This window comes from Streptomyces sp. NPDC004667 (assembly GCF_040609475.1).
Classification (GTDB): domain Bacteria; phylum Actinomycetota; class Actinomycetes; order Streptomycetales; family Streptomycetaceae; genus Streptomyces.
Window position 1 is genome coordinate 1 of record NZ_JBEXKC010000061.1, and the last position, 13,826, is coordinate 13,826.

At 72.5% G+C, this 13,826-nt stretch carries 1 protein-coding gene; it reads right to left on the reverse strand.

All coding sequences use genetic code 11. The features are described 5' to 3' along the window. Positions 1-13,481 (reverse strand): type I polyketide synthase (locus ABZW32_RS28050; protein WP_356220870.1); only part of this gene is annotated, 13,481 nt, incomplete at its 3' end. Between the last annotated feature and the right edge of the window lie 345 nt (positions 13,482-13,826).

The following is a 13,826-nucleotide window of genomic DNA, read 5'->3' on the forward strand; positions in this document are numbered from 1 at the left end:
CCGACAGACGGAGCAACAAACACCGCGTCCGGAACCGGCTCACCCGCCTCCAACGCCACCACAAGGGCATCGACATCGGCATACTCGGTGACCTGGACGAGGCCCGTGCTTCCGAGGCCCATCTCGTCCCGGCCCAGTACCGCCCACCGCAGCTCCCCGACGGGAGTCTCCTGCGGGGCCAAAGCCGTCCACTCCACGCGGAACAGCGACTCCACGTGAGCGGCACCCGCCGCGTTGACCTGCTCGGCAGAAGCCGGACGCAACGTCAGCGACTCCACCGCCGCAACCGGCCGCCCCGACCCGTCCGCCACCCACAACGCCAGCGCACGCTGATCACCCGCACCCGTCGCCGCCAACCGCATCCGCAGCGCCGAAGCACCCACGGCGTACAGGGAGACACCGGCCCACGAGAACGGCAGCAGTGCACCCGAATCGGCCTGCCCGGACGGGTCACCGTGGCCGATGGCGTGGAGTCCCGCGTCGAGCAGTGCCGGGTGCAGCCCGAACCGGGCCGCGTCCCGACGCCCGTCCTCCGGCAGCAGTACCTCCGTGAACAGGTCGTCTCCGCGCCTCCAGGCGGCCTTCAGTCCCTGGAACAGCGGACCGTAGGAGACACCGCTCTCCGCCAGCTCCGCGTAGAGCCCGCTGACGTCGACCGGTACCGCGTCCACCGGCGGCCACACCGCCAGCTCACCGAACTCCGCCGCAGCCTCAGAACGCGCGCCACTGGCCAGCACACCCGACCCGTGACGCGTCCACAACTCCTCCCCCACACCGTCCTGACGCCGCGAGTACACGGCGAACGCCCGCCCACCACCCGCAGCCGGCGCCTCGACCACCAACTGCAGCTGAACGCCACCCCGCTCGGGCAGCACCAGCGGCGCCTCCAGCGTCAGCTCCTCCACCACATCACAACCGACCTGGTCACCGGCACGCAGCGCCAGTTCCACGAAGGCCGTACCCGGCAGCAGCACACCACCGTGAATCACGTGATCGGCAAGCCAGGGATGGGTCTCCAACGACAGACGACCGGCCAGGATTGCGCCTTCGGAATCGGCGAGGGCCACGGTCGCGCCGAGCAGCGGGTGGCCCGCGTCACCGAGGCCGATCGACTCCAGATCGCCTCCGGCGAAGGCCACCGCGCTGGGCCAGAACCGCTGCCGCTGGAAGGCGTACGTCGGCAGTTCCACCCGCCGGGCACCCGTACCGGCGAAGAACGCCGACCAATCGACGTCCACCCCCTCTGCGTGCACCTGTGCGAGGCCGGCGACCAGGGATTCCGCCTCGGCCCGGTCCTTGCGGAGCACGGGTACGAAGAACGCGTCCTCGTTCACGCACTCCTGCGCCAGGGCCGACAGGACCCCGTCGGGACCGAGCTCGACGTACGTCGTCACACCGGCGCCCTCAAGGATCCGGATGCCGTCCAGGAACCGCACGGCATCCCGTACGTGCCGGACCCAGAACTCGGCCGAGCCCATCTCATCGGAAACGACCGAACCGGTCAGGTTCGAGACCACCGGGATCCGCGGGGCGGCGAAGGTGATCCCCTCCACCACCTGGCGGAAGTCGTTCAGCATGCCGTCCATGTGGGGCGAGTGGAACGCGTGGCTGACCGTCAGCCGCTTGGTCTTGCGCCCCTGTGCCACGAAGGCCTCAGCGATCGCGACCGCCGCGTCCTCGTCACCGGCGATCACAACCGACGTCGGACCGTTGACGGCGGCGATGCTCACGCGCTCGGTCAGCAGCGGCAGGACCTCGTCCTCCGACGCCTGCACCGCGATCATCACACCACCCGAAGGCAGGGCCTGCATCAGCCGGCCGCGGGCCGCGACCAGCGTGCACGCGTCGTCGAGGTCCAGGACCCCGGCGGCGTGCGCGGCGGCGATCTCGCCGATGGAGTGCCCGGAGAGGAAGTCGGGCCGCACACCCCAGCTCTCCACGAGGCGGAAGAGCGCCACCTCGACCGCGAACAGCGCCGGCTGGGTGTAGCCGGTCTGGTCCAGCAGCTCCGCGTCCGTCCCGAACATCACGTCACGCAGCGGAAGTTCCAGATGGCCATCCACGTGGGCGCAGATCGCGTCCAGGGCGTCCGCGAACACCGGGAAGGCGTCATACAGCTCACGCCCCATGCCGAGGCGCTGACTGCCCTGACCCGTGAACAGGAAGGCGGTGCGGCCGTCACCGGCCGTGCCCGTCGCCGTCCGGGGTGTGGGCTCGCCAGCGGCAAGGCGCGTCAGTGCGTCGCGCAGGCCCTCGCCGTCGTCCCCGGCATCCGCGACGAGGACGATGCCCGCCCGGTGGTCGAGGTGGGCACGGCTCGTGGCGAGGGAGTAAGCCAGGTCGAGCGCGTCCGGGTGCCCCGCGCCGTCGGTCGCCTCCAGGTGCGCGGTCAGGGCCGCCGCCTGGGCCCGGACGGCCTCCTTGGTCTTGCCGGAGAGGAGGTAGGGGAGGACACCGGCCGGGCGTACGGCCGGCAGCGCGTCGGGGGTCTCGGACGGCTCGGCGTCCGGAGCCTGCTCGATGATGGTGTGCGCGTTGGTGCCGCTGATGCCGAAGGAGGACACGCCCGCGCGGCGCGGGCGGCCGGTCTCCGGCCAGTCCACCGACTCGGTCAGCAGGGCTACCTCACCGGCCGACCAGTCGACGTGCGAGGTCGGCGCGTCCACGTGCAGGGTCTGCGGAAGCACCCCGTGCCGCATCGCCAGCACCATCTTGATCACACCCGCCACACCCGCAGCAGCCTGCGTGTGACCGATGTTCGACTTGATCGAACCGAGCAGCAGCGGCCGGCCCTCCGCCCGCTCCTGGCCGTACGTCGCCAGCAGCGCCTGCGCCTCGATCGGGTCACCCAGCCGGGTACCCGTACCGTGCGCCTCGACCACGTCCACCTCGGCCGCCGACAGACCCGCACTGGCCAGCGCCTGCCGGATCACCCGCTGCTGCGACGGCCCGTTCGGAGCCGTCAGACCATTGCTCGCACCGTCCTGGTTGATCGCCGAGCCGCGCACCACCGCCAGCACCGGATGCCCGTTGCGACGGGCATCCGACAGCCGCTCCACGAGCAGCATGCCGACACCCTCACCCCAGCCCGTACCGTCCGCACCCTCCGCGAACGCCTTGATCCGGCCGTCCACCGCCAGCCCGCGCTGACGGCTGAAGTCGATGAAGTTCTCGGGCGTCGACATGACCGTGACACCGCCGGCCAGTGCCATGTCGCACTCGCCCTGCCGCAGCGCCTGGACCGCCCAGTGGAGGGCGACGAGGGACGAGGAGCAGGCGGTGTCGATCGTGACGGCCGGGCCTTCGAGGCCGAGGACGTACGAGACGCGGCCGGACATGACGCTGCCCGCGTTGCCCGTGCCGACGTGGCCCTCAAGGCCGTCCTGTTCGCGGGCCACCAGGGAGAGGTAGTCCTGCCCGTTGGTGCCGATGAAGACACCGGCCTGGCTGCCGCGCAGCGTCCCGGCATCGATGCCGGCCCGCTCGAAGGCTTCCCACGCCGTCTCCAGCAGCAGGCGCTGCTGCGGGTCCATGGCCAGGGCCTCGCGCGGCGAGATCCCGAAGAAGTCGGCGTCGAACTCCGCCGCACCGGCGAGGAATCCGCCCTCACGGGTGTACGAGGTGCCCGCCTGGTCCGGGTCGGGGCTGTACAGCCGGTCCAGGTTCCAGCCGCGGTCGGCCGGGAACTCGGCGACCGCGTCGGTGCCCTGGGCGAGGAGGCGCCAGAGGTCCTCCGGCGTCCGCACTCCACCCGGGAAACGGCAGCTCATCGCCACGATCGCGATCGGGTCGCCGTCGACGGCCGAGGCGACGGGCAGCAGGGCGCCGGATACCGAGACGCTGCCCACGAGCTCGACACGGAGGTACTCGGCCAGGGCGGCGGAGGTGGGGTAGTCGTAGACGAGGGTGACGGGGAGCCGCAGCTCCGTCGCCGCGCCGAGGCGGTTGCGCAGCTCGACGGCGGTGAGGGAGTCGAAGCCCAGCTCCTTGAAGGCGCGTTCGGCGCCCACCGCTTCGGCGCCGCCGTGACCGAGTACGGCCGCGACGTGCGTACGGACCAGGTCCAGGAGCTCCCGCTCCTGCTCGGCGGGCGCGAGCACCGCGAGCCGGCCGGACAGGGTGAGCGGTCGCCCGGCGTCCGCGTGCGCCTGCCCGTGGGCCCCGGATGCGGACTGGGCGGAGCGGGCTTCGCGTACGTCGCTCAGCTCGCCGAACAGTGCGCTGGGGCGTACGGCGGTGTGGTGGGAGAGGTACCGCTCCCACTCGACGTCGGCGACCGTGATGGCGACGTCCTGGGCACCGACGGCCTGCCGGAGCGCACGGATCGCGCCCTGCGCGTCCATGGGCGGTACGCCGTCGCGGCGCATGCGCGCCTCAAGGGCGTCATCAGCGGCCATGCCGCCCTCGGCCCAGGGGCCCCAGGCGATCGACGTAGCGGCCAGCCCGGCGGCCCGCCGCTGCTCCGCGAGAGCGTCCAGGTAGGCGTTCGCAGCGGCGTAGTTGCCCTGACCGGCCGCACCGATGGTGCCGCTCATCGAGGAGAACAGCACGAACGCGGACAGCTCGATCCCGAGCTCGACGGTCAGCTCGTGCAGGTTGAGTGCGGAGACCGCCTTGGCCCGCAGCACGCGCTCGAACCGCTCAGGAGTCAGCGCATCCAGCACACCGTCATCCAGCACACCCGCGGTATGCACCACAGCCGTCAGGCCCTCGGCCTCGGCGGCGAGCAGCTCGCGCAGCGCGTCCCGGTCAGCGGCATCGCACGCCACCACCGACACATCCACGCCCAGGGCGCCGAGCTCTTCCACCAGCTCGGCCGCACCCGGCGCATCCGCACCACGACGGCTCGTCAGCACCAGCCGCTCAGCACCCGCACCAGCAAGCCACCGCGCAACCCGGCCACCCAGAGCACCCGTACCACCAGTGACCAGCACGGTCCCGGACGGCACCCAAGAACCAGCACCACCGGCAGCCGCGCGAACCAGGCGACGCCCGAACACACCGGAGGACCGGACCGCGACCTGGTCCTCACCGGCAAGACCACCCGCCAGCACACCAGCCAGCCGGGCCATCACCCGCTCGTCCCACACCTCGGGAAGGTCCACCAGACCGCCCCAGCGCTCCGGAACCTCCAGAGCAGCGACCCGGCCCAGACCCCACACCTGCGCCTGCACGGCCGAGACGAGGCGGTCCGAACGGCCCACACTCACCGCACCCCGGGTCAGGCACCACAACGGCGCCCCCACCCCGGCCTCACCCAACACCCGCACCAGCTCAGCCGACGGAACGACACCCGCAGCCTCGTCCAGCGCCAGCAACGACACCACACCAGCCACAGGACCCGAGGCCCCAGCCAGCGCGGCACGCACCGCATCACCCTCGGCCACGACCCGAAGGACCTCAGCCCCCCGAGCAGCCAGCCCCTCCACCACAGCCGCGGCCAGGGCATCGTCCTCAGCCGCACCCGGTACGACGACGATCCATTCGCCACGCGGCGCCGCGGAGGACAGGGCCGCCGCCGTGAGCGGCTTCCAGGACACCCGGTAGCGCCAGCCGTCGACCTGCGCCTGCTCCTGGGTCTGCCGGCGCCACGCCGACAGCGCGGGGACGAAGTCGCTGAAGCTCGCGTCGTCCTCCACCTCCAGTTCGGACAGCAGGGTCGCGAGGTCGCCGCGCTCCACGGCGTCCCAGAAGCGTGCGTCGACCCCGGCGGCCCCGGCGTCCGCCAGGGCTCGCGCCGGGCTTCCGCCGGCCAGGACCGACTCCGGCCAGAAGCGCCGGCGCTGGAAGGCGTACGTCGGCAGCTCCACGCGCCCGGCACCCGTACCGGCGAAGAAGGCGGACCAGTCCACCTTCGTGCCCCGTACGAACGCCTGGGCCACGGCGCGGACCAGGGATTCCGCCTCGGCCCGGTCCTTGCGGAGCACGGGCGCGAAGACGGCGTCCTCGTTCACGCACTCCTGCGCCAGCGCCGACAAGACCCCGTCGGGACCGAGCTCGACATACGTCGTGACACCCGCGCCCTCAAGAGCCCGGATCCCATCCAGGAAGCGCACAGCGTCCCGCACGTGCCGGACCCAGAACTCGGCCGAGCCCATCTCATCGGAAACGATCGAACCGGTCAGGTTGGAGACCACCGGGATCCGCGGGGCGGCGAAGGTGATCCCCTCCACCACCTGGCGGAAGTCGTTCAGCATGCCGTCCATGTGCGGCGAGTGGAACGCGTGACTGACCGTCAACCGCTTGGACTTGCGATCGGCGAAGGCCTCCACGACAGCGACGGCGTCGTCCTCGTCACCGGCGATGACCACCGACGTCGGCCCGTTGACCGCGGCGATGCTCACCCGGTCCGTCAGGAGCGGCAGGACCTCGTCCTCCGAAGCCTGCACCGCGATCATCACACCACCGGCCGGCAGCGCCTGCATCAGCCGGCCGCGCGCCGCCACCAGCGCACACGCGTCCTCCAGCGACAGGACACCCGCCACATGCGCGGCGGCGATCTCACCGATCGAATGCCCCGCGACGAAGTCGGGCGTCACCCCCCAGCTCTCCACGAGCCGGAACAGCGCCACCTCCACCGCGAACAGGGCCGGCTGCGTGAACTCCGTACGGTCGAGGGTCTCCCCCTCGGCCCCGAAGACGACGTCCATCAGCGGCACGTCGAGCCGGCTGTCGAACCGCGCGCAGACGGCGTCGAGCGCGTCCGCGAAGACCGGGAAGGTCTCGTACAGCTCACGCCCCATCCCGAGGCGCTGGCTGCCCTGCCCCGTGAAGAGGAAGGCCAGCCCGCCACCGGTGACCTCGCCCTGTACCAGGCCCGGCACCTGCTCGCCGGCTGCGATCCCGCGCAGGTTGGCCGTCAGCGCCTCGTGGCCCTCGGAGCCCGTGAGCAGGACGGCCCGCGTCTCGAACTTCGACCGCTGGGCGGCGAGCGAGTACGCGGTGTCCGCGAGGGCCGCCTGCGGGTCGCCGCTCAGCCAGGTGGCGAGCTGCGCCGCCTGGGCGCGCAGCCCGGCGGGGTTCTTTCCGGTGATGACGACGGGCAGGACGGGTGCGGTGCCACGGGTCGGGGCGTCGGGCGCCGCGACCTCCTCCGCTTCCGCGATCGGGGCCTGCTCGATGATGGTGTGCGCGTTGGTGCCGCTCAGGCCGAACGAGGACACGCCCGCGCGGCGCGGGCGGCCGGTCTCCGGCCAGTCCACCGACTCGGTCAGCAGGGCTACCTCACCGGCCGTCCAGTCGACGTGCGAGGTCGGCGCGTCCACGTGCAGGGTCTGCGGAAGCACCCCGTGCCGCATCGCCAGCACCATCTTGATCACACCCGCCACACCCGCAGCAGCCTGCGTGTGACCGATGTTCGACTTGATCGAACCGAGCAGCAGCGGCCGGCCCTCGGCCCGCTCCTGGCCGTACGTCGCCAGCAGCGCCTGCGCCTCGATCGGGTCACCCAGCCGGGTACCCGTACCGTGCGCCTCGACCACGTCCACCTCGGCCGCCGACAGACCCGCACTGGCCAGCGCCTGCCGGATCACCCGCTGCTGGGACGGGCCGTTCGGGGCCGTCAGACCGTTGCTCGCACCGTCCTGGTTGATCGCCGAGCCGCGCACCACCGCGAGGACCGGGTGCCCGTTGCGACGGGCATCCGACAGCCGCTCCACGAGCAGCATGCCGACACCCTCACCCCAGCCCGTACCGTCCGCACCCTCCGCGAACGCCTTGATCCGGCCGTCCTCCGCCAGCCCGCGCTGACGGCTGAAGTCGACGAAGGCGTCCGGGGTGGACATCACGGTCACGCCACCGGCGAGCGCCATGGTGCACTCGCCCTGACGCAGCGCCTGAACGGCCAGGTGGAGGGCGACGAGGGACGAGGAGCAGGCGGTGTCGACCGTGATGGCCGGGCCTTCCAGCCCGAACACGTACGACAGGCGTCCGGAGACCACGCTCGCCGCGTTGCCCGTGCCGACGTGGCCTTCGAGGCCGTCGGCCTCGCCTGCGACGAGGGAGAGGTAGTCCTGCCCGTTGGTGCCGACGAAGACGCCGGCCCTGCTGCCCTTCAGCGTCTCGGGGTCGATGCCGGCGCGCTCGAAGGCCTCCCACGAGGTCTCCAGCAGCAGGCGCTGCTGCGGGTCCATGGCGAGGGCCTCGCGCGGCGAGATGCCGAAGAAATCGGCGTCGAAGTCGGCGACGTCGTAGAGGAAGCCGCCCTCACGGGTGTGGGACGTGCCCGGTCGCTCGGGGTCGGCGTCGTAGAGGCGCTCCAGGTCCCAGCCGCGGTCGGCCGGGAACTCGGCGACCGCGTCGGTGCCCTGGGCGAGGAGGCGCCAGAGGTCCTCCGGCGTCCGCACTCCACCCGGGAAACGGCAGCTCATCGCCACGATCGCGATCGGGTCGCCGTCGGTCTCCACCGCCATCGGCAGTCCGGCGTCCACCGTCGGCGCGCTGCCCACCAGCTCGCCGCGCAGGTACTCGGCCAGGGCGGCGGAGGTGGGGTAGTCGTACACGAGCGTGGTGGGGAGCTTGAGGCCGCTCGCCGCGCCGAGGCGGTTGCGCAGGTCGACGGCGGTGAGGGAGTCGAAGCCCAGCTCCTTGAAGGCGCGTTCGGCACCGACGGCGTCCGAGCCCTCGTGTCCGAGGACGGCGGCGACCTGGGTACGGACCAGGGCGAGCAGCTCGCGCTCCTGCTCGGCCCGCGGCAGCTCGGCCAGCTTCGCGAACGTCGCACCCGCGACGTCGGCGCCCGTCACCACGGTTCCGTGACCGGTGATCGCGGCCTCGCCCGCCGCGGCGGTGGTGGTGGTGACGAAGTCACGGACCAGCGGGTTGGGTCGGACGGCCGCCACGACGGCCGCGTACCGGTCCCAGGCGATGTCCGCGACGGTCAGCGCGGTTTCACCTGCGCCCACGGCCTGCGCCAGCGCGGCGATCGCCGCGTCGGGAGCCATCGGCGGTACGCCTTCGCGCCGCATCCGCGCGTCCATCGCCTCGTCGGCGGCCATACCGCTGCCTGCCCAGGGGCCCCACGCGAGCGAGGTCGCGGCCAGCCCGGCAGCCCGCCGCTGCTCCGCAAGGGCATCCAGATAGGCGTTCGCAGCGGCGTAGTTGCCCTGACCGGCCGCACCGATGGTCCCGCTCATCGAGGAGAACAGCACGAAAGCCGACAGCTCGATCCCGAGCTCGACAGTCAGCTCATGCAGGTTCAGCGCAGACGCGGCCTTCGCCCGCAGCACACCCTCGAACCGCTCAGGAGTCAGCGCATCCAGCACACCGTCATCCAGCACACCCGCCGTGTGCACCACAGCCGTCAGCGTCTCGGCCTCGGCGGCAAGCAGCTCGCGCAGCGCGTCCCGGTCAGCGGCATCACACGCCACCACCGACACATCCACGCCCAGCTCGGACAGTTCTTCCATCAGCTCGGCCGCGCCCGGCGCATCCGCACCACGACGGCTGGTCAGCACCAGGCGCTCGGCGCCCGCACCGGCCAGCCACCGCGCAACCCGGCCGCCCAGCGCACCCGTACCACCGGTCACCAGCACGGTCCCGGACGGCAACCAAGAGCCCGTGTCCCCGGCAGCCGCACGAACCAGGCGGCGCCCGAACACCCCGGAGGACCGGACCGCGACCTGATCCTCACCGGCAAGACCACCGGCCAGTACGCCGACCAGCCGGGCCATCGCCCGCTCGTCCCACACCTCGGGAAGATCCACCAGGCCACCCCAACGCTCCGGAACCTCCAGAGCAGCAACCCGGCCCAGACCCCACACCTGCGCCTGAACCGCAGACACAAGGCGATCCGAACGGCCCACACTCACCGCACCCCGGGTCAGGCACCACAACGGCGCCCCCACCCCAGCCTCACCCAGCGCCTGCACGAGGCCGGCCGTCGCGACAACCCCCGCGGCCTCATCCAGCGCCAGCAACGACACCACACCAGCCACAGGACCCGAAGCCCCAGCCAGCGCGGCACGCACCCCACCACCATCAACCACCACCCGAAGGACCTCAGCCCCCCGAGCAGCCAGCCCCTCCACCACAGCCGAGTCGTCCACACCACCGGCCGGAACAACCACCAGCCACACACCGGAGAGCCGCGCACCCTCCACGGAGTCCATCACCGGCTTCCACGCGTCGCGGTAGCGCCAGCCGTCCACCTCGGACTGGGTCCGCACCCGGCGGCGCCAGGCCGACAGGGCGGGGACGACCTCGCTCAGCGGCTGCTCCCCGTCCGCGTCCAGTTCCAGCGCGGCGGCGAGCGCGGCCACGTCCTGGTGCTCGACCGCGTCCCAGAACTCGGTGTCGGCCGGGTCGGTCCCGTAGCCGGACGTGTGGGCCGACTCGGGCGTCGCCGTGCGGGAGTTCATCCAGTAGCGCTGCCGCTGGAAGGCGTACGTCGGCAGTTCCACGCTCCGGGCGCCGGTACCGGCGTAGCAGGCGGCCCAGTCCACGTCCGTGCCCCGGACGAACATGCGGGCGACGGCGTCGAGCAGGGTGGCCGGCTCGGCGCGGCCCGTGCGCAGGGCGGCGGCGAAGCCCGGGTTGGCGGGGTCCTGCGGGTCGGTGACCAGGCAGTCGTGTGCCATGGCGGTGAGGACGGGGTCGGGGCCGAGTTCCAGGAAGGAGTCGGCGCCGCGGGCCCGCAGGGTGCGGACGCCGTCGAGGAAGCGGACGGCCTCGCGGACGTGGCGGACCCAGTGCTCGGGGTCGGCCAGTTCGGCGGCGGTGGCCGTGGTGCCGGTGAGGAGGGAGACGACGGGGAGGGTGGGTGCGGCGTAGTCGAGGACCTGTGCCACGCGGCGGAACTCGTCGAGCATGGCGTCCATGTGCGGCGAGTGGAAGGCGTGGCTCACCGTCAGCCGCTTGCTCTTGCGATCGGCGAAGGCCTCCACGACCGCGACGGCGGCGTCCTCGTCGCCCGCGATCACCACCGACGTGGGCCCGTTGACGGCGGCGATGCTCACGCGGTCGGTCAGCAGCGGCAGGACCTCGTCCTCCGAAGCCTGCAATGCGATCATCACGCCACCACCCGGCAGCGCCTGCATCAGCCGGCCGCGCGCCGCCACCAGCGCGCACGCGTCGTCCAGGGAGAAGACGCCCGCCACGTGCGCGGCGGCGATCTCGCCGATCGAGTGTCCGGCGACGAAGTCGGGCTTCACGCCCCACGATTCGACGAGCCGGTAGAGGGCGACCTCGATCGCGAAGAGGGCCGGCTGGGTGTAGCCGGTCTGGTGCAGCAGGGCGGCTTCGGGGGTGCCCTCCTCGGCGAACAGGACGTCGAGGAGGGGGGTGTCGAGCTGTTCGTTCAGGTACCAGCAGGCGTCGTCGAGGGCGTCGGCGAACACCGGCTGGGTCTCGTACAGTTCGCGGCCCATGTCCAGGCGCTGGCTGCCCTGGCCGGTGAACAGGACGGCGGTGCGTCCGGTGGCCGGGGCGGCGTGGACGACGGCGGGGGTGTCGGTGGCGTCGGCGAGGGCGTGCAGGCCGCGGCGGAGGGCGGCGCGGTCGTCGCCGAGGACGACGGCGCGGTGGTCGAAGCGGCCGCGGGTGGCGGCGAGGGAGTGGCCGATGTCGAGGGGGTCGGCGTCGGGGTGGGTGTCGAGCCAGTCGGCGAGTCGCCGGGCGGCGGCGCGCAGGGCCTCGGGGGTCTTGGCGGACAGTGCCCAGGGCAGCGGTCCGGAAGGCTCGCCCGCCTCCCCGCCCGCCTCCTCGGCCGTCTGCCCGGCCGGCTGCGTGGAAGGCCGGTCCGCCGTGCCCGTCTCCCCGGCCGTTTCGCGGTCTTCGGCGGGCGGTTCCTCGATGATGCCGTGGGCGTTGGTGCCGCTCATGCCGAAGGAGGAGACGCCGGCCCGGCGCGGGGTCCCGGTCGCGGGCCACTCGACGGGCTCGGTCAGCAGGGAGACCGCTCCGGCCTCCCAGTCGACGTGCGGGGTCGGCGCGTCCACGTGGAGGGTCTTGGGGAGCAGGCCGTGGTGCATGGCCATGACCATCTTGATGACGCCGGCGACGCCGGCGGCGGCCTGCGTGTGTCCGATGTTGGACTTCAGGGAGCCCAGGCGCAGCGGCCGGTCGGCGGGGCGGTCCTGGCCGTACGTGGCCAGCAGCGCCTGCGCCTCGATCGGGTCGCCGAGCTTCGTGCCGGTGCCGTGGGCCTCCACGGCGTCGACGTCGGCGGCGGTGAGGCCGGCGTTGGCGAGGGCCTGGCGGATGACGCGCTGCTGGGCGGGGCCGCTGGGGGCGGTGAGGCCGTTGCTGGCGCCGTCCTGGTTGATGGCGGTGCCGCGGACGATGGCGAGGACGCGGTGGCCGTGGGCGCGTGCGTCGGAGAGGCGCTCGACGAGCAGCATGCCGGCGCCCTCGCCCCATGCGGTGCCGTCGGCGGCGGCCGCGAAGGGCTTGCAGCGGCCGTCGGGGGCGAGGCCGCGCTGGCGGCTGAAGGAGACGAACGAGCCGGGGCTGGCCATGACGGCGACGCCGCCCGCGAGGGCGAGGGAGCATTCGCCGGAGCGCAGGGCCTGGACGGCGAGGTGCAGGGCGGCCAGGGAGGAGGAGCAGGCGGTGTCGACGGTGACGGTGGGGCCTTCGAAGCCGAAGGTGTAGGCGATGCGGCCGGAGGCGACGCTGGCGGCGTTGCCGGTGACGAGGTAGCCCTCGAACCCGTCGGTGGCGTCTTCGAGCCGGGGTCCGTACTCCTGGGTTTCGGCACCGACGAAGACGCCGACCTGGCCGCCGCGCAGTGCGGCGGGGTCGACGCCGGCCCGGTCGAACGCCTCCCAGGAGGTTTCCAGCAGCAGGCGCTGCTGCGGGTCCATGGCGAGGGCTTCGCGCGGGGAGATTCCGAAGAATGCGGCGTCGAATTGGTCGGCGTCGTGGAGGAATCCGCCTTCGCGGGCATAGGTGGTGCCGGATCGGTCGGGGTTCGGGTCGTAGAGGGAGTCGAGGTTCCAGCCGCGTCCGGTGGGGAATGCGGAAATGGCGTCGGTGCCGTTGGCGACGAGGTCCCAGAGCGCTTCGGGGGAATGCACGCCGCCGGGGAATCGGCAGCCGATTCCGACGATGGCGATCGGTTCGTCGCTGCTGATGGCGGCGGTGACGGGGGCCTCGGCGGGGGTGGTCAGGCCCAGGAGCAGGGCGTGGATCCGGCGGGCGAGGTGGGCGGGGGTGGGGTGGTCGAAGGCCAGGGTGACCGGCAGGCGCAGGCCGGTGGCCGCCACGAGGCGGGCGTGCAGGTCGACGGCGGCGAGGGAGTCGAAGCCGAGGTCGAGGAAGGAGCGGTGGGGGTCGAGCACGGTGGGCGCGTTGTCGCGCAGGGCGGCGATGACGAGGGCGGAGACCCGCTCCAGCAGTGCGGTGTGCTGTTCGCCCTCGGTCAGCCCGGAGAGGTCTTCGTACCACTGCTGCGGGCTGTCGCTGTTGCTGATGTCCTGGGTTTCGCCGGCCTCGGGGGCACCGTCGATTTCGGCTGCGAAATCCTGGGACTCGTTCAACATCGCGCGCTCCATCACTCCGTGCAGAGAAACCTAAGACCGGTTATGACCCTGGCACGGGGAGTGGTGGCGCAGAAACCCCTAACGGTCCCCTAGGGGCCCCTATGCGGGTACCCCTGTTTTTGCGCTGCACGTATGCGAGTTGCGACCGCATCATAATGCCCGTGAAGAGCGGCGGGCGCAAGAATTCGGGGAATTCGAATCCCCTGGGGCCCCTAAGGGCCCCCTAGAGCGCGGGTATACGAAACGGAGGGGCGGCCGGGGGGGACCGCCCCTCCGTTTCCGGGGGTGCGCCAGTTGGTCGGTGAGGGTGCGCGGGCGGCGGCCGGGGCCGGGCCGCCGGCGCCG